We start from the raw sequence: 23462 nt of genomic DNA, 5'->3' as shown, positions 1-23462 counted from the left end.
GCCTGTTTTGATAGATATGAATTCCGAAGCCGACAACCCCCTTGGTGCCGCCGCTGTGTCTACCCCTTTTGAGTGGATCGGCGGCGAAGACCGCGTGCACGCGCTGGTCGAGCGCTTTTACGACCTCATGGACCTGGAACCCGCCTACGCCGAGCTGCGCGCCGCCCATGGCAGCGACCTGGCCAGCGCGCGGCAAAAGCTGTTCTGGTTCCTCTGCGGCTGGCTGGGCGGCCCCGACCACTACCAGAGCCGCTTCGGCCACCCGCGCCTGCGCATGCGCCACATGCCGTTTGCCATCGGCATCAAGGAGCGCGACCAGTGGGTGGCCTGCATGGACCAGGCGATGGGCGAAACCGGCGTGCCGCAGGACCTGCGCACCCGGCTCAAGGAGAGCTTCATGGGCACGGCGGACTGGATGCGCAACAAAGGGGTCTAGAGCCTGTTGCCGCCTGGGCGCCGCTCCCCGCCACCCGTCGGGGTCTCGACAAGCCCGAACACCCGCCGTGGCCGAGCGCACATCCCTGTCTGACCCTTTGCCCCGGCACGGCTCACCGCCGTGTCCGTGCCAAGCCATAGGGTTCGATCACTCCCCCTCCAGCGGATCGTCCCCCGCGCGCTGGGCGAAGTAGCGGGCGGGCGAGGTGCCGAACACGCGGCGGAACATGGCGATGAAATTGCTGGGGGTGGCATAGCCCAGCGCATCGGCCACCTGGGCCACGGCCTCGCCGCGCGCCAGGGCCTCCAGCGCGTGCACCAGCCCGGCCTGCTGGCGCCATTGCGCAAAGCTCGACCCCAGTTCGGCCTGGCACAGGCGGCTGAGGGTGCGGGGCGACATGCCGGCCCAGTCGGCCCAGTCGGCCAGGGTGCGGGTGTCGCCCGGTGCGGCCAGCACGGCCTGGGCCACGCGCAGCAGGCGCCGATCGCTGGGCAGGGGCAGGTGCAGCGGCTCGTGGGGGGCGGCCTGTATTTCGTCCAGCAGCACCCGCGCCAGGCGGCGCTGGGCGGGCGTGGGCGGGTCGTGTGCGCCCCAGTCCGTGGCGCGGCGCACCAGGGCGCGCAGGAGTTCGCTCACCCCGAAGACGCAGGGCTGCTGCGGCAGGCTGCGCGCCGCCTCGGGGGTGATGACCACGTTCCAGCCGCGCGTCACGCCGCTGATGCTGGCCGTGTGGAGCATGCCCGGCGGGATCCAGCCCGCGCGGTGCGGGGGCAGCAGCCACGAGCCCTGGTGGGTGCGCACATGGATCAGGCCGTTGTCGATACAGAACATCTGGCCGCGCAGGTGGCTGTGCCAGTCGGTCTCGCGCGTGCCCAGCTGAAAGTCGCTGGCGGGCCGGTGGTCGCCCCACACTGCAAACAGGGGCGGGCCATCGGCCCTTTCGCTGAGTTCGCGCAGGGCTGCGTTCACGGGGTTGGCGGGGGCGCGGGACATGGGGTTTGGTATCGTGGCCCAAATGCATTGTTTTTGGTCTGAACAACGTTATCACGTTCGGGCGTGGCGGCGGGAGACTGCGGGCTTCTTCTGTCTGACTTCTGGAGCAATTGCCATGTCTTCCGTTTCCCCTCCCGTTCCTGCCGCCCTGCTGCGCCCGGGGCTTCCTGCCTGGCTGATTGTGGCCATGGCCTGCATTGCCTCGTTCATGGTGGTGGTGGACGGGTCCATCGTCAACGTGGCCCTGCCTGCGATGCAACGCGACCTGGGCCTGGCACTCAGTGCCCAGCAGTGGGTGATCGATGCCTACCTGCTCACCCTGGGCGGCTGCATGCTGCTAGCGGCCCGCGCGGGTGATCTTTATGGCCGCCGGCCGGTATTGCAGTGGGGGCTGGCGCTGTTCACGCTGGCCAGCCTGGCGGCCGGGTGGGCGCAGGGCGCCCCCCTGCTGCTGGCCGCGCGGGCCGTGCAAGGGGTGGGCGCCGCCGTGTTGGCCACCTCATCGATGACGCTGGTGATGGCCGCCACCCACCACGACCCGCAGGCGCGCGCCCGCGCGATGTCGCTCTGGGCGGCGCTGAACTCTGCGGGGTTTGCGTTTGGCGTGGTGGCCGGGGGGCTGCTGACCGAGGCGGTGGGCTGGCGCTGGGTCATGCTCGTCAATGTGCCCGTGGGGGCCGCGCTGATGGCGGGCGTGGCCTGGGGGCTGCTGCCGCCGTTGCGCGCGGGCCAGGCCCAGCGGCTGGATTGGCCGGGGGCGCTGCTCTCCACCCTGGGCTGCGCTGCGCTGGTGTGGGGCATCACGCAGTCGGCCCACCGGGGCTGGGGCGACCCGTGGGTGTTGGGCAGCCTGGTGGCCGCCGTGGTGCTGTGCGCCTGTTTTGTGGCGGTGGAGCGGCGCAGCGCCCACCCGCTGGTGCGCCTGTCGGTGTTTGCGCTGCCCGGGCTGCGCGCCGGCAATGTGCTCATGCTGGCGCTGGGCGCCACGCTCGCGGCGTCGATCTACCTGCTGTCGGCCACGCTGCAGCATGCCGTGGGCTATGGGCCGCGCGATACGGGCCTGGCCTTGTTGCCCATGGCCGTGGCGCTGGCCGCCATGCGCCAGTGTTTTGCGGGGCGCCTGGCGAACGGCCAGGTCGGACGGCTGCCGGTGTGGGGCGCGATGATGGCAGCGGCCGGGCTGGCGTGGCTGGGTGTGCTGCCGCTGCAGCCCGACTATCTGGTGGACGTGCTGGGGCCCATGCTGCTGGTGGGCAGTGGGCTGGGCATGGTGATCCTGTCGGCCACCCTGGCGGTCACGCGGGGCGTGCCGCCGCAGGATGCAGGCCTGGTCTCGGGGCTGGCCAACACCGCGCGGCACCTGGGGGGCGCCTTGGGGGTGGCCTGCGTGGCCACCCTGGCCGGTGCCGTGGGGCAGGGGGCTGAAGGGGCGGGGCTGCAGGCCGCACTGCTGGCGGGCTACCACGCGGCGTTTGGTTTGACGGCCGCGATCAGCCTGCTGTGCGGGCTGGTGGCACTGGGCCTGCGCAAGGGATGAGGGGGTAGGGCGGGCGTGCCTATGATGGCGATGTGCCCCTGCGTCCGGCCCACCGGCGGGGCCGGACCTTCCCAGCTACTCGCCATTGTTTTCAAGGAGAACCGCCTGCCATGTCCCGCGATGCCCGTTTTCAGGAACAAGCCCAGGCCTTGGGCTACAGCTTCGATGGCGAAATCAAGATCGGTGGCAACTATGTGCCGCTGGTGCGCGATGGCCACCACATCTACCTGAGTGGGCAGATCCCGCGCGTGGGCGACACCGTGGTCGTCACCGGCGCTGCGGGGGCCGGGGCCTCGCTGGCTGATGCGCAAAAGGCCGCCAAGGTGTGTGCGATGCGGGCGCTGGCACTGCTGCAGCGTGCGCTGGGTTCGCTCGATGCCGTGCAGGCCATCCCGCGCATCACGGTGTACGTGCAGTCGGCGCCCAGCTTCACGCAGCAAAGCGAGGTGGCTGATGGTGCGTCGGACATTCTTTTCACCGTGCTGGGCGAGGCCGGGGCGCACACGCGCACCTCGGTGGGGGTGCTGCAGCTGCCCAAGAACGCGACCGTGGAGGTGGACCTGATCGCCTCGGTGGCGCCCTGACCATGCACCCCCGTTTCAATGTGTTCGGCCGCATCGTCGAAGTGCGGCGCGAAGGCGCGCTGTGGCAGGCCTACCGCGTGGGCGGCGACGGCAAGCGCACGCCGGCAGGCTTCGTGATCCCCGACTTTGTGGAAGAGCCGGAGCTGGCGCAGTTCCTCGAAGACCTGTTCCACGAAAGTGCTTCGCCACACAACGGCGACGTGCACCGCATCGCTTAAAGCCCGGCACCACGTCACACCGCTGTCAAACCCCCGCCAGACACTCGGTCCCTTGTTTTATCCCGGGACTGTTCATGTTTGAACACACGCTAAACCATTCGACTTCTTCTCCTGCGCGGCTCTCACGCCGCGTGGCCGCCATGGGCCTGGTGGCGCTGGCGGCATCGCTGGCCGCTTGCGGCAGTGGCAGCGACAACACCAACGCGGGCGCCACGGCCACGCTGGCCGTGCTGGAAACCACGGACCTGCACTTCAATGTGCGCAGCTACGACTACTTCAAGCTCGCCGAAGACAAGAGCTACGGCTTCGAGCGCACCGCCACGCTGGTGCGCGCGGCGCGCAAGGAGTTTGCCAACACCCTGCTGGTGGACAACGGCGACACCATCCAGGGCACGGCGCTGGCGGACTACGAGGCCACCATCAGCCCCATCCCCTGCACGCAGCAGCTGTCGATGTACAAGGCCATGGGCGCGCTGGGTTTTGACGCCGGCACGCTGGGCAACCACGAGTTCAACTACGGCCTGCCGTTTTTGAACCAGGTGCTGGGCGGCGGGCTGGAGGTCGACGGCGTGGACGCGAGCAAGAAGTGCGCGGGTGCGGGCTTCCCCATGGTGCTGGCCAACGTGACCAGCAACAAGACGAAGAAGCCGCTGGTGCAGCCCTACACGGTGCTGGAGCGCACGCTGACGGCGAAGGGCGCGGACGGTAAAGAGGTGAAGCTGCCCATCAAGATCGGCGTGATCGGCTTCACCACGCCTGGCATCATGAACTGGGACAAGCGCTACCTGGAAGGCAAGGTGAGCGCCGAAGGCGCGGTGGAGGCCGCGACCAAATACGTGCCCGAGCTGCGCGCCAAGGGCGCCGACATCGTGGTGGCGCTGCTGCACGGCGGGCTGGATGGCGCGGCCTATTCGCCCACCATGGAGAACCCCGGCCTGCACCTCTCGAAAGTGGCCGGCATCGACGCCATGGTGATGGGCCACCAGCACGGCGTGTTCCCCGACACGGCGGCCACGCCCGGTTTCAACCTGCCGGGTGTGGACCACAAGGCCGGCACGGTGAACGGCGTGCCGGCCGTGATGGCCAGCTCCTGGGGCAAGGCGCTGGGTGTGGTGCAACTGGCGCTGCAGTGGGATGGCAGCAAATGGACGGTCAACAAGTCGGCCAGCAAGAGCGAGCTGCGCAACATCCAGAGCAAGAACGCGGCGGGTGCCAACGTGTATGTGGATGCAGACCCTGCGGTGGCGCCGCTGATCGAGCCACAGCACCAGGCGGCCATTCAGTACGTGAAGACACCCATCGGCCAGACCGACTTCCGCATGAGCACGCTGTTTGCCGACCTGGGCGACCCCGGCGCGATCCAGATCGTGAACCAGGCACAGCAGGCCTATGTGGCGGCCTACCTCAAGGCCAGCCTGCCGCAGTATGCGCAGCTGCCCGTGCTGTCGGTGAGCGCACCGTTCAAGAGCGGCTTCCAGGGCAGCGCCGACTACACCGACGTGGCCGTGGGCCCGGTGGCCATCAACAACGCGGCCGATCTGTACCTGTACCCCAACACCGTGTACGCGGTGAAGGTCAACGGCGGCGACATCAAGAACTGGCTTGAAGCCGCTGCCAAGCGCTTCAACCAGATCGACCCGGCCAAAACCGGCGAGCAGGCGCTCATCAGCAGCTTCCCCGGCTACAACTTCGACATGTTCACCACGGCCGACGTGCAGTACGAGATCGACGTGACCCAGCCCGTGGGCAGCCGCATCAAGAACCTCAGCTACCTGGGCAAGCCCATCGACGTGGCCCAAGAGTTCGTGGTTGCGACCAACAACTACCGCGCGACCAGCGGCAAGAGCTTCATCGACAAGCTGGACGGCTCGGGCACGATCTGGGCGTCGCCCGATGCCAACCGCGACGTGGTGATCGACTACATCCGCAAGAACCCGGCGGTGACCCGTGCGGCCAACGGCGCGGCCAAGAGCTGGCGTTTTGCCAAGGCCAGCGTGGCGGGGCCCGTGGTGTTCAGCTCGGGCGCCAATGCGCTGGCCGTGGCGCAGGCCGCAGGGCTGGCGAACGTGACGCTGCTGGCGGCCGATGACGGATCGGGCAAGGGCACGTCGAAGTACGGCGTGGATCTGTCCAAGTAGGCCTTGCCTGCAGAGAGCGTCGCCTCCCCAGGTGGGAGTGAGATGCTTCTTTTTTGATAGCTGCTAGCGCTTGTTGGACGGGCACTAGCGGCTATTTTTTTATGAATGCCTGTGCAGCACGGGCTGCAGCAACACCACCAGTGCGCCCGCGCCCCCATCCATGGGCCGGGCCTGCACAAAGGCCAGCACCTCGTTTTTCTGCACCAGCCAGCGCTGTACGCGGCCCTTGAGCACGGGGCTTTTGCCAGGGGAGCCCAGGCCCTTGCCGTGCACCACGCGCACGCAGCGCAGCCCCGTCTTGTGGGCGTGGCGGATGAAGTTGCCCAGCGCCTCGCGGGCTTCGTCCACGCGCAGGCCGTGCAGGTCGAGCTGGCGCTGGATGCTCCAGTGGCCCGCGCGCAGGCGGCGGGTGATCTCCACGCCAATGCCGGGGCGGCGAAAGCTCAGCTGGTCGTCGGTGTCGAGCAGGGTGCTCACATCGAAGTCGTCGCTGATCGATTCCATCAGCACCCGTTCTTCGTCCAGCCAGTGCTGCACCGGCAACGGCGGCGGTTGGTGGCGGCGCAGGCGCGCCAGGTTGGGGTTGCGCAGCGGGGTGACGGGGCCCACGCTGCGGCTGAAGAGGTGGCGCTCGGCCTCGGCCCGGGCCGCGGCTTCGCGCCGGGCTTGGTCTTCGGCCTCGCGGCGCTCCTGATCCTCGCGCAGGCGGCGGGCCACGGTGGCCAGGTCTTGCAGCTGGGTGATGCGTTCGCCCGCGCGGCGCGGGGCCGGGGGGGCGCGGCGCCGGGGTGGTGCGGGGTTGTCTGCGGCTGCGGGCGCAGCGGGGGCGTGGCGCAGCGGGCGCATGGCGGCCTTGGCCGCCGCTTTTTTCTCTGCCAGGCCTGCGCGCCGGGTGGATCGGGGGATGGTGGGGGCAGCGGGCGCCGGGGCGGGCTCAGTAGCATCCGTGGCGCCTTCGTTGCCGCGCGCAGCACGGGCCAGTGCGGCCTGCAGCGCCGTCGGCGGGTGGTCCGGCGCGGGGGCAGGGGCGGTCACACCAGGCCCTTTTCCGCCATCGACAGTGCCTGGCCCGGCGCCACGATCACATGGTCGAGCACGCGCACATCCACCAGGGCCAGGGTGGTCTTCAGGGTCTGGGTCAGGGCCTCGTCGGCGCGGCTGGGCTGTACGCTGCCGCTGGGGTGGTTGTGGGCCAGCACCACGGCGGCGGCCTGGTGGTGCAGCGCGCGCAGCACCACCTCGCGCGGGTACACGCTGGTCTGGGTGAGCGTGCCGCGAAACAGCTCCTCCAGCGCCAGCAGGCGGTTCTGCGCATCCAGGAACAGCACGGCAAACACCTCGTGGCCCTTGGCGGCCAGGTGCAGCTGCAGGTAGTGCTTGACGGCATCGGGCGAGTCGAACACCTCACGCTCGCGCAGTTGCTGGGCCAGGGCGCGGCGCGCCAGCTCCAGCACGGCCACCAGTTCGGCGCGTTTGGCGGGGCCCAGGCCCTTGATGCGTTCCAGGTCGGCCGCGCTGGTGTGCAGCAGCCCGGCCATGCCGCCAAAACCCCCGGTGAGGACCCCGGTGTCCGGGTCGATGCCGGGCGGGTCGAGCAGCTCCTGCGCCATCTGCAGCACGCCCTTGCCCACGATGCCGGTGCGCAGCAGGATGGCCAGCAGCTCGGCATCGGCCAGGGCGGCGGGGCCGCGCGCCAGCAGTTTTTCGCGGGGCTGGGCGTCGGCGGGCAGGTCTTTGAGGGCCATGGGACGAGGAGGTGGGACGCGCCAGCAGCGGTGGCAGCGGTAGGGCTTTGCCCGGTTTTCTACAATCGCAGGAGTTTATCGAGACTGTCATGACCACAACCGTTGCCGCTTTGCCCACCGTCCAGCCGGGCTCTTTCCTCACCTTGCACTACCGCCTGGCCGGCCCGGCGGGCGATGTGATCAACACTTTTGCCGACAAACCCGCCACCCTGTCCCTGGGCACGGGCGAGCTGTCGCCCGCCATGGAGCAGCGCCTGCTGGGCCTGGCCGAAGGCACGCGCACCACGTTCGAGCTGCCTGCGGGCGAGGCCTTTGGCGAGCGCAACCCCGACATGCAGCAGTGGGTGGCACGCAAGCTGATGAACGAGCTGGGCGACCCCGACGAGAAATACAACGTGGGCGATGTGGTGCAGTTCCCCACGCCCGACGGCCTGGGCAGCTATGCAGGCGCCGTGCAGCAAGTGCGTGAAGACGGCGCGGTGCTGTTCGACTTCAACCACCCGCTGGCGGGCCAGCCCGTGACCTTTGAAGTGCAGCTCATCGGAATCCTGTGATGCAGGCCCCGCAAGAAATCCTGCTGGCCGAACCGCGCGGTTTTTGCGCGGGCGTGGACCGCGCCATCGAGATCGTGGAGCGCGCCATCCAGAAGTTTGGCGCCCCCATCTACGTGCGCCACGAGATCGTGCACAACACCTATGTGGTGAACGACCTCAAGGCCAAGGGCGCGATCTTCATCGAGGAGCTGTCGGATGTGCCGCCCGGCGCCACGCTGGTCTTCAGCGCCCATGGGGTCAGCAAGGCGGTGGAGCAGGAGGCCAAGGACCGCGGTTTCCACATTTTTGACGCCACCTGCCCCCTGGTGACCAAGGTCCACGTCGAGGTGGCCAAGCTCGCCAAAGAGGGCTACGAGTTCATCATGATCGGCCACAAGGGCCATCCCGAGGTCGAGGGCACCATGGGCCAGCTCGACCATGGCATCCACCTGGTGGAAGACGTGGCCGACGTGGCGCGCGTGCAGCCAGGGCAGACGGACAAGCTCGCTGTGGTGACGCAGACCACCCTGAGCGTGGACGATGCGGCCGAGATCTCGGCCGCTGTGCGCGCACGCTTCCCCAGCGTGCGCGAGCCCAAGCAGCAGGACATCTGCTACGCCACGCAGAACCGCCAGGACGCCGTCAAGGTGCTGAGTCCGCAGGTGGACGTGGTGATTGTGGTGGGCAGCCCCACCAGCTCCAACAGCAACCGCCTGCGCGAGCTGGCGGCCAAGCTGGGCACCACGGCCTACATGGTGGACAGTGCCGACGAGCTGCAGGGCGAGTGGTTCAAGGGCCGCGCGCGCGTGGGGCTCACGGCGGGCGCTTCCGCGCCCGAAATCCTGGTGCAGCAGGTCATCGACCGCATCAAGGTGCTGGGGGCGGTGTCGGTGCGCAGCATGGCGGGCATCGAGGAGACCATCAAGTTCCCGCTGCCCAAGGGCCTCAAGATCGACGCGGCCACAGGGCTGGAGATTCGTGAGCGTGCGCCCGAGACGGGGCCGTCTGCGCATTGACGGTGGCGGGCGGTTCAGTAGAGAAAAGAAGGGCGCTCACAGGCGCCCTTCTCGCTCCTTAATTGATAGCTTTTATCGCTTGTCCATAGCGCGGTAGCGGCCCTTTCTATTCAAATTTTCCGTCACAGCGGCACCGCAGGCCCGCTCCACAGGTCCAGCGGCGGGTCGGCCGCCACGGCGCGCAGGATGTCGGTGCGCGAGATGAAGCCCGAAAGCACGCCCGCTTCGTCCGTCACCGGCAGGCCCGGCAGGTCGGTGTCCAGCAGCACGGCCGCCACGCGGCGCAGCTCGGTGTCGGCCGAGACGGTGGGCACGGGGCTCACCATCACCTCCGCCACCGGGCGCCGGGCCAGGTCGATGGCCTGCTTCACGGCGCCGGGTTCGGGCAGTAGGTCCAGCGGTGCCATGTCGGCACGCACCAGCAGGCCAATCACGCGGCCCAGCACATCCACTACAGGGGCCTGTGCCACCTTGTGCTCGGCCAGGGTCTGCCAGGCATCGTTCACGCGCGCATGGGGCTGCACGCTGAGCGCGCCGACGGTCATCACGTCGCTGACCCGGGTCAGCGGCTGGCGGGCGTGCTGGGGGCCCTGTTCGGCTTGTGAGTAGGCGCTCACGGCGTCCTGCAGGCGCAGGTTGACCACAGGGAGGGCTGCTTCTGCCGTGGCCGCGTGGGGCGGGGCAGGGAAGACGGGCACGGGTTCCCCCGGCAGGTCCAGCGCCCGGGTGTGCAGTGCCTGGGGCCGCTGCACGCGCCGCACCGACGAGATCTGGGCCAGGTTCTCCGGGCCGCCCCGGTACATCTGGCCCGACGGGCCGAACACAAAGAACATGTTTTCCTCCTGCAGGCAGGCAGACCCGCGACCAGCGTTCGCGTGGGGCTGCTCTGTCCATGTTATCGGCAGTTGCCGGCCGCATCTGCAGCGGCCGCTGCGTCGAGGGGGGTATCGGCATGTTGCCGCCAGCCTCTACACTGCCCCTCCTGTTCTTTTGGAAGCCTTCGCATGATCGACCGCGCCGCCATCGCCGCCGCCCGCCGCCAACTGGCCACCCAGCCTGACTTTCTGCGCACCACGCCCTTGATGCGCGTGTCCGGCCGATCCCTGGGGGTGGACTGCGCCGAGGTCTGGCTCAAGCTCGAACACCTGCAGGTGGGCGGCAGTTTCAAGGCGCGCGGCATGCTGTACCGGCTGCTCGCCAACCCCGTGCCCGAGAGCGGCGTGATCATCGCGTCCGGTGGCAATGCCGGCATCGCCGTGGCCGCCGCCGCCCAGGCGCTGGGCGTGCGCTGCGAGGTGTTTGTGCCCGAGGTCTCGCCCGAGGCCAAGCGCGCCCGCCTGCGCGCGCTGGGGGCCGATGTGGTCGTCACCGGCGCGGCCTATTCCCAGGCCTTTGAAGCCTGCGTGGCCCGCCAGAAGACCACCGGCGCGTTGCAGGCCCATGCCTACGACCAGCCCGAGGTGGTGGCCGGCGCGGGCACCCTGGCGCTGGAGATCGAAGAGCAGGGCGGCCGCCTGCCCGACACGGTGCTAGTCAGCGTGGGCGGCGGTGGGCTCATCGGCGGCGTGGCCGCGTGGGTGGAGAGCCGCGCCCATGTGGTGGCGCTCGAACCTGAACGCGCCCCCACCCTGCACGCGGCGCGCGCGGCGGGCCAGCCCGTGGATGTGGACGTGGGTGGCGTGGCTGCTGATTCATTGGGCGCCCGCCGCATTGGCGCTATTGGCTGGGAGGTCAGCCAGCGCCACGTGCATGATGCTTTGCTGCTGCCCGACGACGCCATCCGTGCGGCACAGCGCTGGCTGTGGAAGGAGCTGAAACTGGCCGTGGAGCCTGCCGCCGCCCTGGGCCTGGCGGCGCTGCAGACCGGCGCCTACCGGCCCCAGCCGCAGGAGACGGTGGCCCTCATTCTTTGCGGCGCCAACTTTGACCCCACCAGCCTCGCCTGAGCCCAGGCCGACCACCCCTTTAAAATCCAGCCCATGCTTGACATTTTTCTCCTCCGCAAAGACCTCGACACCGCCATCGCGCGGCTGGAAACCCGCAAAAAGCCCCAGGCCTTCCTGGATGTCTCCGCTTTCCAGGCCCTGGAGTCCGAGCGCAAGACGCTGCAGACCCGCACCGAAGAGCTGCAGGCCCAGCGCAACCAGTTGTCCAAGCAGGTCGGCATGCTGATGAGCCGGGGCGACAAGGACGGCGCCGAAGCCATCAAGGCCCAGGTGGCCGCAGGCAAGGCAGAGCTGGAGCAATCCGCTGCCCGCCTGGAGCAGATCCAGTCCGAACTGCAGGCCATGCTGGTGGCCGTGCCCAACCTGCCGCACGAATCCGTGCCCGTGGGCAGCGACGAAGCCGGCAATGTGGAAGTGCGCCGCTGGGGCACCCCCGCCAGCTTTGCGTTCGAGGTGAAGGACCATGTGGATCTGGGCACGCCGCTGGGCCTGGATTTCGACATGGGCGCCAAGCTCTCGGGCTCGCGCTTCACCGTGATGAAGGGCCCTATCGCCCGCCTGCACCGCGCGTTGGCCCAGTTCATGCTGGACGTGCAGACCCAGGAGCACGGCTACACCGAGTGCTATGTGCCCTATGCCGTGAATGCCGACTCGCTCAAGGGCACGGGCCAGTTGCCCAAGTTTGAAGGCGACCTGTTTGCCGCCAAGAAGGGCGGCCAGGACGGCGAGCCCGTGCCGGACAACACCGCGCTGTACCTCATCCCCACCAGCGAAGTGCCGCTGACCAACTTTGTGCGCGATGTGGTCACGCCGGAGGCCGACCTGCCCATCAAGCTCACGGCCCACACACCGTGTTTCCGCTCGGAAGCCGGGAGCGGCGGGCGTGACATTCGGGGCTTGATCCGCCAGCACCAGTTCGACAAGGTGGAAATGGTGCAGATCGTGCACCCCGACAAGAGCTACGAAGCGCTGGAAGAAATGACCCGCCACGCCGAAGCCGTGCTGCAAAAGCTCGGTCTGCCCTACCGTGTGATGAGCCTGTGCACCGGCGACATGGGTTTTGGCGCCGCCAAGACCTACGACCTGGAAGTGTGGCTGCCCGCGCAGAACACCTACCGCGAGATCAGCTCGGTGAGCAACTGCGAAGCCTTCCAGGCGCGCCGCCTGCAGGCCCGTTTCAAGAACGCCCAGGGCAAGAACGAACTGCTGCACACCCTCAACGGCTCCGGCCTGGCCGTGGGCCGCACCTTGGTGGCGGTGCTGGAGAACTACCAGCAGGCCGACGGCAGCGTGGTGGTGCCAGAAGTGTTGCGCCCGTACATCGGCGGCGTTGCTGTGCTGGCAGCGTGAAAAGCTTGCTATAATCGCAGGCTTCGACACACAGGAGAGGTGGCAGAGTGGTCGAATGTACCTGACTCGAAATCAGGCGTAGTGGCAACACTACCGTGGGTTCGAATCCCACCCTCTCCGCCAGTACAAAAGAAACCCCGCTATCAATTTGGTAGTGGGGTTTTTTCTTTCCCGTCCGATGTAAGGGCGAATGTAAGACGATTTCCCAAACGGAGCCCCGTGCCTAGCAACAAAAGAGCCCCACGTTAGGGGCTCTTTAGGGTCTGACATAACAGGGGGCTCGCGCGCACGCGCGGAACGTTCCGGGTTTACCTCCGCACTTCGCGGTACTTTAGGTCGGCTCTCCCGGAACCAGAGGGCTTTCAGGTGGTTTCTTTAAGCCCCCTTACCCGGACTACTGCGCAGGTCGTCAGGCAGCTTCCACGCATCGCGGTCGCGGCCATACAGCGGCGGCGGCTTCCAGTGGCCTTGCATCAGCGCAGACAACCCGGTGATAACCAGCCGGTCTATCAGTGCCTGGGTGTTACTGTTCGGGAAAAGCCCTTGCGCGGCTTGTAGCGCCTCCACGGCAGCAGCGCCCGGCATGTAGTCCACCCGCACCCGGCCAGCTCTTGCGGTGGTTTGATTCGCCTTGATTGTTTTCATTGTTTTTCAGAGCAATGAACCTTGCGCGGCGGTCATGCCCGGCGCTGCCTGCTCGTTCTCGAAGTCTGCGCACCACTCACCCGCAAGGTCTAGCAGCGCGTGAAGCTGGGTCGTTTCGTGGCTCAGGTCGGCGTTACGGTGGTCGCTGTGCTGTGCCATCCAATCAGCGAGGGCCTCGATACGCTCATGCAGGCCCTTCATGCGCCGCTGCAAGGTAGCGATGCTCTTTGCCGCTTGCGGGTCGCTGGCGATGATTCCGAACTGCTCGCAGACTGCGCGAAGCTGGAACGGATGCACCAGCAAGGAATGCGGCTCTTCGATGCCGTCCTGTTGGGTCAGCAAGATGGCTGGCCCGTGTTCGTCGTTCACAGCCTCAGCGGTCAGATGGTGGTGGGTGAGTTTGTTTTGCATGGGCGTGGCTTGTTTTGTTGTGGTCGATTGCATGGGCGTCATTCCCACGCGCTCAGGTCGTGGCTGTACTCGTCGCGCTCTCGGGTCAAACCATCGTCACCAATGCGCAGGGTGGGTGACGGTCTTTGCGGGGGCAGTTTGTGCGAGTGCCGTGCAATGGCCTGTTGCTGCGCTGCGCGGGCTACACGCAAGCGGTTTTGATGTGGTGCCGTCCATTGCGAACGGCGGCCCACGATGTCCCAAAGCTTCCCCGGCGATGTGATGGCAGGGAGGGGCTCATTTGAGGATGGGGAATGGGCGAACCCTACACAGGATAGGGTTTGATATTTCCCCCCCTCGTTTTGAAACCCTATTGGGTTTGATTCAATCCCTATGGGGTTTTGCGGGGGCTCGCTCTGCGGCGGCGTGTCCGATGGACGGATGGAGTTCGCGTCGATTCCCAGTGCCAGCATTGCGGCAGTCGGGTCACGCTCGATGCAGGCCACCATACAGGGCCACAGCGGCCCGTTCGCGGCGGGCAGCCCCAGCACATCGCAGCGTTGCAAAACCGCTGCAACGGCCCATTGCTTCGCCATGCCGCGCACCTTTGCGCCTGAGTGTTTCAGGCCAGCAGGCCCGGCCACCTTGGCAAAGAACCTTTCCCGCAGGTGCTTCAAGGCTGCGCGGTCGATAGGTGCGCTGCCTACGTGCGCGCCATCCTTCACGGGCAGCAGCAACACATGCAGGTGCACTGCCGCCTCATCGCGGTGTACTACCGCACTCAGGACCGGCAGGGCCAGCGCACCAGCCAGCCACGCAAGGCACTTTGCGAAGTAATCGGCAGGGTCAGGAACTGCGGGCTGTTGAGGCAGGCTAAAAACCGCCTCGATGGCTTGGCAATGGTCACGGCGCAGACTCCCGCAAATGATGCCCGCAGCGGTCTGTAACGCCTCGGCATGGGCGCACACCTCGGCAGCCGTAGCAGGCCCATGCAAAACGGTGTTGCCGTATGTGCGGGTCGGGTCGATGTGCCCTGTAGAGCCTTGCTCTGCCTGTATCTCGCGCAGGTTGTGCCGGGCGGCCTCCAGCAAGGTGCAGGGCTTGCGGCCATTCACACGCGAAAGGCCGATGCTCTTCACGGCAAAGTGGGCGATGCACTCAGCCATGCGCGCCCCCTTGCTGTTGGTTGCGGCGCGCCTTCCATTTGTGCAGCTTGCTGCGGTCGGCAATAGTCAGGAAATACACGCCAGGACGACACATAAACCCGTCGCGGTCCACAAAGTTGATGCGCTGGCATGGCACCTCAAGCCCACGGCGGCGAAGCTCTGCAACCAGCTCAGGCCCATTGCTGCAACCGGCCTCTTTGTCCAGGCTCTCACGCGGCATAGGGCGGCGCAGCAGGGCAGCGATTGCGCGCAGGTGGCGCGGGTTGTCGGTGCCGGTAAACTTCGGTGTGTGTTCTTTGGAAAGCCCTTTGTCCGCTGCAACGGTTTGGGGCTTTTTCTTTGGTGCTTTCACTTGGCAGCCCTCCCACGCTTGAACCAGCGGGAAGGCATAGCGCACCACAGCGCCAGCAAGGCGTGATTGATAGCGGCGGCCATCATTACGCCACCCCACAAAGTTGCTTTACTGCCTGGGTCGGCCAGTTAAGGCGGCGGCCAATACGGATGGGACGCACCGGTCCCGATTCCTTGCAGGCATACAGCCATGCGGTCTGTTCTGCCAGATTTGTGTAAAAGCAAAATTCCCTTGTGGTCAGGTTCGGTTTAGTCACCTGTTCCAGCGGGGGGAATTCGCTGTGCTTGTTTCCCGACTCATACGGGGCTTGCTGTGCTGTCATTTTTCACCTTTCGCCCGCCTTGATTGGCTGGCTGGGATGAATTGCAAAAGCCCCGAAATTTCCCGAAAAAGACCCGACAAAACCCCGATATTCGGGACTCGGTCACATCACCCTGAGAGCCTGTTTCGCGTGACGCCCCCCGGCCACGTTGCCGGGTGAATTGGTAGCGCAGCTTGCCTAATCTTGTTCCTGCTCACCGCCCACGCGCGTGCTTTGGATTGGAACCATTCGCCATGTTTTCCAGCATGTGCCGCTTCCTTAAGCCCGTTACGGGAAGCATCGCTCAGGTCGGCTTCAATTGATGCCCACTCATGTTGGAGCGCAGCCACTAAGGCGACCTTTTTCATGGGCCGTTCTTGCGGTTTTTTCGCATTGCTTGGGCCGATGGGCTCCGGTGGGTTGAGTTCCTGCTCTACCTCGGACGCAACCACATTCCACCGATAGGGCGCAGCCAGGTTTTCAAGCCACGCATTCACATCCGCAGGCGTTACCAACTCCCAGAATGTGCGGGCTCGCGGCGACTTAACCGGCAAGCATGTTCGCGGGTCGCGGACGGTAAGCTCGTCACGCTGGGCAGCTCCTTCCAATTGGTCAAGAAACTCGGCACGCGTTCCGCCGTGCCAGCCCTCTTGCGATTGCAGTGCAAGGGCGGCGTTCTCCAGCGTCCAATATTTAGGCCCGCTTCCATGCGGCATGAGAAGTAATCCAATGCCCCGTGCATTCAAGAATGGCTCTAAATCGAGGCTTGGAATGACCACGGCACGTTGCAGGGCAGCACCATACGGGAACGTGTGGCGGCCCAATCCGGAGGCATTGCGCACAGTCAACACATCATCTCTTACTGCTTGCTCTAAGTCTCTGTCCAGATTTTCGCGGGCGCTGGCATAGGCCGATAACTCATGGTCGCCGGGATGCATGGCCTTTGCAATCATGTGCGCCAGTTCTGAAAAGCGCACTGTCTTGCTTTCTTCTACTGGCAGCCAATGCAGAAACTTCTTTTCGCTCACGGTCACACCCCTTCAAAGTGCGGCCCTCATAAGGAGCCCCAGCAGGTCGGTGAAGGTGTCCGACTTTTCGGCAGGATTGCGGCCCTGCCTAGCTGGGGCGAAACGGTCGGCCTACCCTGGGCTATTGAGCCTTTGAGCCAACTTCCTGACTTCGGACGCAATCTCAGCACACGCCCAAAGATAGTTGTCTTGAACGGTGTCTGAGCTTCGGCGGAACACTTCCCCGCCTTCGCCGTAGGTCATGTAAAGAAGGGCGTCTAACTGGGCCGTCTTTTGGCTAAGTGCGTCTAGGTCGTCTATGTCGGTTTGTCTGAACGATTGATTTACAGTCTGCAAAGCCATTGATTCACTCCTTGATAGTGGTTGATGGTCAGGGGCTGGCGCTGTGTTGCTGCACATGCTAGCCCCGCTTGTTTTGCCATGGATGGAAACGCGCCATGGCTTCGCGCATGTCAGTTCACAGCGCGCAGCTTGCCCGGTTCGGCTTTGGCATCGAAAGGGATGCCCGCCTGTTCCAGAATCCATGCTTCGATGCGCTCATGATGTACGCGCAGCAGGTCTAGCGGGCGCACGGTGTAATGCTTTTCAGCGGTCGCGCTTGGCTTGTGTCCCATGATTTGAGCAACGACACCAGCAGGGATTTCTAGCCACTCGGTCAGGCTCTTGAACGACCGGCGCAGGCCGTGGATGGTCAGCTCTTCAATGCCAGCCACGGCGCAGGCGTCATGGTGGTTATTTCTGGCGATGACAATGCGGCCACCTTTGGCGCTGGCGCTTGAGAAAACCCATTCATTGCGGCGCGGCAGAGCTTGCAGCAGGTGCCAAACGTAAGGAGTCAAGGGGATGACGCGCACGCCGTCCACACCGCCTCTACTGGCGTCCTTGTCTCGGATGGTCAGGCCGCGCCATTTTGTATTCACGTCCTCCCAGCGCAGCCCCAGCACCTCACCAGCTCGGGCACCCGTTAAAAGCAGCGTTTGCAGATATGCGGCCACCACTGGGTTTTGTTGCTGCGTAACGGCTGCGAACCACGCGGGCAGTTGCTCCTTTAGCAATGCGTCTTGCTTTGCTCCTGCCTTACCCAGTGACTCGCGGGCCTTCTTCGTTTTTGCCGGGTTCGCGCTGGGTAGCACTGGCGCATATTCCGGCTGTTCTGTGCACCAGCTTAGAAATGCTTTCAGGCAGCGCCACGCAAGGCGGGCAGCCGCCGGGCGGGTTTGTGTCTCGCGGGCGGCCCATGCCTCGATAACGGGCGCGGTCAACTCACGCAGCGCAAGCCCCACCAGCGGATGCAGGATGCCGGGTGCAGTCACACCACCTGCTACCCGCTTGGATGCAACTCCGCCGGGCTTTACCAGTAAAAGATGCTCGCTGTAATGGCGTTCGCCCCAGCGTGGGCGGCGGGCTTCAAGGTAGGCGGCCCAAGCCTCACCCACTGTCACAGCCTTGGCAGCGGCAGCGGCTCGCCGTTCGGCCTGGGCGGCCAGGGCGTCACGCTTCAGGTCGCGGGGGTCTTTGCCTTCATCAATCAGTCGCTGCAGTTCGCGGGCCTTAGCCTGGGCGTCTGGAATGCTCCAGGAGGCAGGGCTCCCGATGGTGATGCGCAGGTCTTTGCCTTGGTACACGCTCTGAAACACATAGGCAGGCTTCCCCGCAGGCGTTGTCCGCAGTCCCAACCCCGGCGCGGTCGCATCCCACATGAAAGCCTGTTTCTTGTCAGGCGGGCATTTGAAACCCGATACCCGGCCAGCGGTGAATGCAATCTTTGCCATGCGGTGCCCCTTGTGGTCTTACATTGGGCAGGATGTAAGGGAGGATGTAAGACTATTTCCGAAAATACAGCCTATTTCAATCAAGGAGCGAAAGCGAAAAATCAGACTAAGTCATTGATTTACATAGATTGTATCTAGGATGGTCAAGGTTGGCAAAAGATGGTGTGTTCTGACTCGAAATCAGGCGTAGTGGCAACACTACCGTGGGTTCGAATCCCACCCTCTCCGCCAGTATCCAAAGGGTTTGCTGCTATGAAAATAGAAGCAAACCCTTTCTGGTTTCTGGGCCTTGTTGCGCCCTTGCCCTGTCTTGCCCCCGTTGACGGCTTTCAGCCGGCCTGGACCCGGTTTCGGCCCTGTGCCTTGGCTTCGTAGAGAGCCGCATCGGCGCGTGCGATGAGGGTGTCCACCTTGCCGTCCCCCGGTTGCACCGTGGTCAGTCCGATGCTGACGGTGCAGTGCGGACGGCCCGCCGAATCCGGCGTTGCGTCGAGCGATGCGCGCATGCGTTCGGCCACATGGGTGGCGGCTTCGATGTCGGTTTCGGGCAGGAGCACCATGAATTCCTCGCCCCCATAGCGCCCGAGCCGGTCCGCCGATCGCAGGTGGGCCTGGATGATCTGGACGAAATGCGCCAGCACCTGGTCGCCCGCGAGGTGCCCATGCGCGTCGTTGATGCGCTTGAAGTGGTCGATGTCCAGGATCAGCAATGAAAACGGGCTGCCGTAGCGGCTCCAGCGGGCCAGTTCGTCGGCGCAGGCGGCCAGCACCGCCCTGCGGGTGTGCGCGCCGGTCAGGGAGTCGTGGGTGGCCAGGTACTCGAACTCTGCGCGCACGCGCTCGCCGGCCATCAGCAGCACGCCGATGCTTATCAGCAAGACCGAGAAACTGAAAGTGGCGATGTACACGGTCTGGACCGTGGACTGCGCAAAGCGCTGCGTGTCGGCCTGGTCCAGCCACAGCGTGCTTGCGGCCCGGCACACCAGCACCGCCGCCTGCCCCCACAGCGCCATGGCGGTGAAGCGGTGGGCAAAGCCTTTGCCATGGCGGCCCAGCAGCCGTGCATGTTCGACCACGATGGCTGCCAGGGTGCCACTGAAGATCAGCACCCGGATGCGGTAGTCCGGATACACCAGCATGAAGAGGGTGAGCAGCAGCAAGGTGGCCACGATCACCATGGCCCAGCGGCGCCACGAGGGGGGCAGTCCGTGCAATTGCTCGCTGCCGAGCAGGAACAGCGTGACGCCCAACAGCAGGAGCGCATTGCCGATCAATGCCACCAGCGAGGCGGGCAGCACGCCGTCCAGGCCGTAAAACAGGGTGGAGCCCGCGCAGACCAGGGGCGCAGCCCCCCACAGTCGCATGCCACGGATCGAGGCGGGGTAGTTGCGGCGCAAACCCAGCAGGACCAGGCCCATGACGATGCCGATCAGTCCGGCCATGATGGTCAAGGAGCGAAGATCAAGACTGGGCATTGGATTCCTGACCTGGGGGCAGCGGTGGGGTGGAGGGTGGTGCGCGGCGGAACCGGGCGGAGCGCGTGCGAACGGCGCGCAGGCGCTGATTGCACCGGCCTGGTGCGATTCTAGGGGGCGACCGGGTCGGGACTATGTCCGGCTTGGTATAGCGTTCAGCAGCTTCCATGGATCGCACAAGCCGGTTGAGCCGCCGGGCCTGCACCGCCAGAATGGGGGGTTGCGCAATGCGCCCGATGACCCGAAAGAACCCTGTATGTCCCAAGAACCGACCACGGCCCCTCCGATCCGCCTCACCCAGTACAGCCATGGCGCCGGCTGTGGCTGCAAGATCAGCCCCCAGGTGCTGGACGTGATCCTGGCGGGCAGCGGGGCGCAGAACCTGGACCCCCGGCTGTGGGTGGGTAACACCTCGCGCGACGATGCGGCCGTGTACGCGCTGGACGGCGAGCGCGGGGTGGTGTCCACCACCGACTTTTTCATGCCCATCGTGGACGATCCCTTTGATTTTGGCCGCATCGCGGCCACCAATGCGATCAGCGACATCTACGCCATGGGGGCGGACCCGCTGATGGCGATTGCCATCCTGGGCTGGCCGGTCAATGTCCTGCCGCCCGAGGTGGCGCGCGAGGTGGTGCGCGGCGGGCGTGCGGTGTGCGATGCAGCGGGCATTCCGCTGGCCGGCGGACACTCCATTGATGCGCCGGAGCCCATCTTTGGGCTGGCGGTGACCGGGGTGGTGGAAAAGCGCCACCTCAAGCGCAATGACACGGCCACGGCCGGCTGCCGCCTGTACCTGACCAAGCCGCTGGGCATTGGCATCCTGACCACGGCCGAGAAAAAAGCCCGGCTGCGCCCGCAGGATGTGGGCGTGGCGCGCGACCTGATGTGCACGCTGAACCAGCCCGGCAGCCGGTTTGGCCGGCTCGCGGGGGTGGCGGCCATGACGGATGTCACGGGCTTTGGCCTGCTGGGGCACCTGGTCGAGATGGCCGAGGGCAGCGGCCTGAGTGCCGAGATCGACTACGCCGCCGTGCCCCGCCTGGCGGGGGTGGAGCACTATATGGACCAGGGCTGCGTGCCCGGCGGCACGCAGCGCAATTTCGACAGCTATGGCGCCAAGATTGCGCCGCTCACCGAGGCGCAGAAGCACCTGCTGTGCGACCCGCAGACCAGCGGCGGGCTGCTGGTGGCCGTCAGCCCTGAGGGCGAGAGCGAGTTTCTGGCGGTAGCAGGCGAGATGGGCCTGGTCCTGGCGCCCCTTGGCGAGATGACGCAGCGGCGCGCCCTGGCCGTGGGGTTGCGCTGATGGCGGGTGCTCTTTCGGACTTTCGGCAGATCTTCCTGAACGGCGTGCCCATGATGGATGTGCGCGCGCCGGTGGAGTTTGCGCAGGGCGCATTCCCCGGGGTGGTCAATCTTCCGCTCATGGACGATGGCGAACGCCAGCAGGTGGGCACTTGCTACAAGCACAGGGGGCAGGATGCGGCGATTGCCTTGGGGCACCAGCTGGTGTCCGGGGCCACCAAGCAGGCCCGCGTTGCCGCCTGGGCGCAGTTTGCGCAGGCCCACCCCGGGGGGGTGCTCTATTGTTTTCGGGGCGGCCTGCGTTCCCAGATCGTTCAGCAGTGGCTGAAAAGCGAGGCCGGCATCGACTACCCCCGCGTGCAGGGCGGCTACAAGGCCCTGCGCGGCTTTCTCATCAACACCCTGGAGGCGGCCTCGGTGCAGTGCGGTTTTGTGGTGCTGAGCGGCCTCACCGGCACCGGCAAGACCGAGGTGATTGCGCAGCTGGCCCATGGCCTGGACCTGGAGGGGCATGCCAACCACCGGGGCTCCAGCTTTGGCCACCGCGTGAGTGGTCAGCCCTCGCAGATTGATTTCGAGAACCGGCTGGCCATCGACCTGTTCCAGAAATGCAACCAGGGGCATAGGGCGTTTGTGCTCGAAGACGAGGGGCGGCATGTGGGCAGTTGTTCCGTGCCGCTGGCGCTGCGGCAGCGGCTGGAGCAGGCACCCATCGTGTGCCTGGATGATGGCTTTGAGGCCCGGGTCGAACGCATCCTGCAGGACTATGTGGTGCAGCAATGCGCCGATTTTGTGGCGGCTTTTGGCGAGGCGGAAGGCGCGGATCTGTTTGCTGCCCGGTTGCTCGACAGCCTGGACAAACTCGCCAAGCGGCTCGGCGGTGACCGGCACCGGGTGCTGCGCGCGACCATGGTGGCGGCGCTGGTGCGGCAAAAAGACCATGCCGACTTTGCGCTGCACCGGGACTGGATCGCGGCGCTGGTGCGCGATTACTACGACCCGATGTATGCCTACCAGCGCCGCCAGCGGGCGGACCGCATCGTGTTCCAGGGCGACCGGCAGGCGGTGCTGGACTATCTGCGCGCGTCTGCCTTCACGGCAGGTGCAGCAGGTGGCAGGGCGGCTTAGTCGGCGCTGCCGTTCTCGTCGCCCTCTGGCGCACCCTCGCCCCGAGGCAGCACCAACCGGAACTCGGCGCCGCGCCCCGTGTCGCTGTCCACCTCCAGGCTGCCGCCGTGGCGCTGCACCACGGTAGACACCAGCGCCAGGCCCAGGCCCACGCCGTGCACGGTGGGGTGGCTGCGGTCGTGCAGCCTTTGGTAGGGGGTGAACAGCTGGCCCTGGAGTTCGGGCGCAATGCCCGGGCCCTGGTCGCGCACCGACAGCACCCAGTGCGGGCCGCGTTCTGCGATGGCGCACTGCACCACGCTGCCTTCCGGGCTGAACTTGATGGCGTTGTTGATCACGTTGGCCAGGGCGCGGCGCAGCAGGGCGCGGTCGCCCTCGCACAGGGCTGTCTCGGGGGCCGTGGTGATGCGCAGGTCCACCTGGCGGTCGCGGGCCAGGGCCCAGAGGTCGTCGGTGGTTTCTGCCAGCAGGGCGACCAGGTCCAGCGGCGCCATGTGGTACTCCTGCGCCTGCGCACTGGCCAGTTGCACGAAGCTCTCTGCCATGCCCAGGGACGCCTGTGCATAGCGCTCAATGCGCAGCAGCAGTTCATCGCCCGCCATGCGGCCGGGGTAGGCGCGCTGCATCTCCAGTAGCGTGAGGATGGAGGCATTGGGCGCACGGATGTCGTGCGAGATGAAGTTCATCGCCTGGTCGCGCTGCTGCAGGGCGCGGCGCATGTCGGTCAGGTCCACCAGCGTCAGCAGCCAGCCTGCGTTGGCCAGGTCGGTGAAGGGCTTGCATTGCACCAGCAGGCTGCGGCCCTGTGCATCGCTGCCTTCGCTGTGCTCGGGCAGGGACCGGTCGCGCAGATGTTCCTGGGTGATGAGCGGCTGGCGGCTACCCGCTTGCACCAAGTCGGCCAGCAGATCGACCACCGACTGGCCTTGCAGCGGGGCCTGCGCATCGCCGCCCAGGTGCTCGCGGGCCGCCCGGTTGGCCAGCAGGATCAGGCCCTCGGGGTCGCAGACGAGGCTGGGTGAGGGCAGTTGCTGCAGGCTTTCGCTCACGAAGTGGTGCAGGTCGCGCAGCTGGCGCGAGGCGCGCTCGACCGCGTTGATGCGCCGCTCCAGAAAATCGGCCGATTCCCCGGGCCGCTTGCGCAGCCGCATCGACAGGCCCTGCTGCTGCAGGTTCTCCATCTCCAGCCGCAGAAAATGCGCGGCAGCGCTCAGGCGCCGCCAGCTCCAGAGCGGGTAGGCCAGCACCAGGCCCGCCAAGGCGGCGGCTGGCGCAAACTGCAGGCCCGCCCACCAGGGCAGGCACACGCTCAGCAGCAGCGTGGCCAGGGCCAGCCCGGCGCTGGTCAGCAGCGCGGCCAGGGGGCCCAGCAGCAGCAAGGCCAGCAGGGCTGCGGCCACG

At 66.2% G+C, this 23462-nt stretch carries 23 protein-coding genes and 2 tRNA genes; 13 read left to right on the top strand and 12 right to left on the bottom strand.

Going from position 1 to position 23462, the window contains the following annotated elements:
* Positions 1-16: 16 nt before the first annotated feature.
* Complete coding sequence (locus DBV10_RS01205; RefSeq protein ID WP_124509823.1) at positions 17-436, top strand: group II truncated hemoglobin; 420 nt, start codon at positions 17-19, stop codon at positions 434-436.
* Between the two features lie 147 nt (positions 437-583).
* On the opposite strand, the gene DBV10_RS01200 is transcribed toward DBV10_RS01205, so the two are convergent.
* Positions 584-1429 carry a helix-turn-helix domain-containing protein gene (locus tag DBV10_RS01200; protein WP_124509821.1) on the bottom strand — a complete coding sequence of 282 codons (846 nt, stop codon included), beginning with the start codon at positions 1427-1429 and terminating at the stop codon, positions 584-586.
* Between the two features lie 115 nt (positions 1430-1544).
* On the opposite strand from DBV10_RS01200, the gene DBV10_RS01195 reads away from it, so the two are divergent.
* From DBV10_RS01195 to DBV10_RS01180, 4 genes are all read left to right on the top strand, one after another.
* On the top strand, positions 1545-2966 hold the full coding sequence (locus tag DBV10_RS01195; protein WP_124509819.1) for an MFS transporter: 1422 nt from the start codon (positions 1545-1547) through the stop codon (positions 2964-2966).
* Positions 2967-3076: 110 nt separating this feature from the next.
* Positions 3077-3550 (top strand): RidA family protein, encoded by a 474-nt coding sequence (locus DBV10_RS01190; RefSeq protein ID WP_124509817.1) that lies wholly within the window; start codon positions 3077-3079, stop codon positions 3548-3550.
* A 2-nt stretch (positions 3551-3552) separates the two neighbouring features.
* A complete protein-coding gene (locus tag DBV10_RS01185; protein ID WP_124509815.1) occupies positions 3553-3768 on the top strand; it encodes a hypothetical protein in 216 nt (71 codons plus the stop codon).
* A gap of 140 nt (positions 3769-3908) precedes the next feature.
* Entirely contained in the window at positions 3909-5906 is a 1998-nt protein-coding gene (locus tag DBV10_RS01180) for a bifunctional 2',3'-cyclic-nucleotide 2'-phosphodiesterase/3'-nucleotidase (RefSeq protein ID WP_233589767.1), read from the top strand.
* Positions 5907-6005: 99 nt separating this feature from the next.
* Here DBV10_RS01180 and DBV10_RS01175 read toward each other — a convergent pair whose 3' ends face one another.
* Together DBV10_RS01175 and radC are read right to left on the bottom strand one after the other, a co-directional pair.
* Entirely contained in the window at positions 6006-6752 is a 747-nt protein-coding gene (locus DBV10_RS01175) for a Smr/MutS family protein (RefSeq protein WP_370451082.1), read from the bottom strand.
* 185 nt (positions 6753-6937) lie between these two features.
* The gene (gene radC, locus DBV10_RS01170; RefSeq protein WP_124509811.1) at positions 6938-7651 is read right to left on the bottom strand and encodes a DNA repair protein RadC; all 714 of its coding nucleotides are present in this window, start codon (positions 7649-7651) and stop codon (positions 6938-6940) included.
* Positions 7652-7740: 89 nt separating this feature from the next.
* Between radC and DBV10_RS01165 the strand changes: the two genes are divergently transcribed.
* On the top strand, positions 7741-8205 hold the full coding sequence (locus DBV10_RS01165) for a peptidylprolyl isomerase (RefSeq protein WP_124509809.1): 465 nt from the start codon (positions 7741-7743) through the stop codon (positions 8203-8205).
* Positions 8205-9200, top strand: a complete 996-nt coding sequence (gene ispH, locus DBV10_RS01160; protein WP_124509807.1) for a 4-hydroxy-3-methylbut-2-enyl diphosphate reductase — start codon at positions 8205-8207, stop codon at positions 9198-9200. The genes DBV10_RS01165 and ispH overlap by 1 nt, the downstream gene beginning before the upstream one ends.
* A 122-nt stretch (positions 9201-9322) precedes the next feature.
* Here the strand turns inward: ispH and DBV10_RS01155 are convergent, their stop codons facing one another.
* Positions 9323-10033, bottom strand: a complete 711-nt coding sequence (locus tag DBV10_RS01155) for an HPP family protein (RefSeq protein ID WP_124509805.1) — start codon at positions 10031-10033, stop codon at positions 9323-9325.
* A gap of 171 nt (positions 10034-10204) precedes the next feature.
* Here DBV10_RS01155 and DBV10_RS01150 point away from each other — a divergent pair, with 171 nt between their 5' ends.
* The 3 genes from DBV10_RS01150 to DBV10_RS01140 all read left to right on the top strand — a co-directional run bounded on the left by DBV10_RS01150 (position 10205) and on the right by DBV10_RS01140 (position 12619).
* Positions 10205-11146 carry a threonine/serine dehydratase gene (locus DBV10_RS01150; RefSeq protein ID WP_124509803.1) on the top strand — a complete coding sequence of 314 codons (942 nt, stop codon included), beginning with the start codon at positions 10205-10207 and terminating at the stop codon, positions 11144-11146.
* Between the two features lie 33 nt (positions 11147-11179).
* Complete coding sequence (gene serS, locus DBV10_RS01145) at positions 11180-12496, top strand: serine--tRNA ligase (protein ID WP_124509801.1); 1317 nt, start codon at positions 11180-11182, stop codon at positions 12494-12496.
* A gap of 33 nt (positions 12497-12529) precedes the next feature.
* Positions 12530-12619, top strand: a tRNA-Ser gene (locus DBV10_RS01140).
* Positions 12620-12871: 252 nt separating this feature from the next.
* Here DBV10_RS01140 and DBV10_RS01135 read toward each other — a convergent pair.
* From DBV10_RS01135 to DBV10_RS01110, 6 genes are all read right to left on the bottom strand, one after another.
* Positions 12872-13141: a hypothetical protein gene (locus DBV10_RS01135; protein ID WP_124509799.1), complete on the bottom strand. Its 270-nt coding sequence runs from the start codon at positions 13139-13141 to the stop codon at positions 12872-12874.
* A 6-nt stretch (positions 13142-13147) separates the two neighbouring features.
* Positions 13148-13585 carry a hypothetical protein gene (locus DBV10_RS01130; protein ID WP_233589762.1) on the bottom strand — a complete coding sequence of 146 codons (438 nt, stop codon included), beginning with the start codon at positions 13583-13585 and terminating at the stop codon, positions 13148-13150.
* A gap of 5 nt (positions 13586-13590) precedes the next feature.
* On the bottom strand, positions 13591-14697 hold the full coding sequence (locus DBV10_RS01125) for a plasmid recombination protein (protein ID WP_124509797.1): 1107 nt from the start codon (positions 14695-14697) through the stop codon (positions 13591-13593).
* On the bottom strand, positions 14690-15094 hold the full coding sequence (locus DBV10_RS01120) for a hypothetical protein (RefSeq protein ID WP_233589761.1): 405 nt from the start codon (positions 15092-15094) through the stop codon (positions 14690-14692). The genes DBV10_RS01125 and DBV10_RS01120 overlap by 8 nt, the downstream gene beginning before the upstream one ends.
* Positions 15095-15478: 384 nt before the next feature.
* Positions 15479-16378, bottom strand: coding sequence for a hypothetical protein (locus tag DBV10_RS01115; RefSeq protein WP_124509795.1), 900 nt, complete (start codon positions 16376-16378; stop codon positions 15479-15481).
* A gap of 452 nt (positions 16379-16830) precedes the next feature.
* Positions 16831-18150: an integrase family protein gene (locus DBV10_RS01110; protein WP_124509793.1), complete on the bottom strand. Its 1320-nt coding sequence runs from the start codon at positions 18148-18150 to the stop codon at positions 16831-16833.
* A gap of 137 nt (positions 18151-18287) precedes the next feature.
* On the opposite strand from DBV10_RS01110, the gene DBV10_RS22735 reads away from it, so the two are divergent.
* Positions 18288-18381: transfer RNA gene (locus DBV10_RS22735), tRNA-Ser, on the top strand.
* A 98-nt stretch (positions 18382-18479) separates the two neighbouring features.
* Here the strand turns inward: DBV10_RS22735 and DBV10_RS01105 are convergent.
* A complete protein-coding gene (locus DBV10_RS01105; RefSeq protein WP_233589760.1) occupies positions 18480-19592 on the bottom strand; it encodes a GGDEF domain-containing protein in 1113 nt (370 codons plus the stop codon).
* A gap of 289 nt (positions 19593-19881) precedes the next feature.
* Here DBV10_RS01105 and selD point away from each other — a divergent pair, with 289 nt between their 5' ends.
* Both selD and mnmH read left to right on the top strand, forming a co-directional pair.
* On the top strand, positions 19882-20934 hold the full coding sequence (gene selD / locus DBV10_RS01100; protein WP_124509789.1) for a selenide, water dikinase SelD: 1053 nt from the start codon (positions 19882-19884) through the stop codon (positions 20932-20934).
* Positions 20934-22061: a tRNA 2-selenouridine(34) synthase MnmH gene (mnmH, locus tag DBV10_RS01095; RefSeq protein WP_124509787.1), complete on the top strand. Its 1128-nt coding sequence runs from the start codon at positions 20934-20936 to the stop codon at positions 22059-22061. Before selD ends, mnmH begins: the two co-directional genes overlap by 1 nt.
* On the opposite strand, the gene DBV10_RS01090 is transcribed toward mnmH, so the two are convergent.
* Positions 22058-23462 (bottom strand): ATP-binding protein (locus tag DBV10_RS01090; RefSeq protein WP_233589759.1); only part of this gene is annotated, 1405 nt, incomplete at its 5' end. The two genes, mnmH and DBV10_RS01090, sit on opposite strands and share 4 nt — an antisense overlap.

The organism is Acidovorax sp. FJL06 (genome assembly GCF_003852545.1).
In the GTDB taxonomy this organism is placed as follows: Bacteria; Pseudomonadota; Gammaproteobacteria; order Burkholderiales; family Burkholderiaceae_C; genus Acidovorax.
The sequence above is the reverse complement of the archived record's forward strand: the minus strand, read 5'-3'. Positions and strand labels throughout refer to the sequence as shown.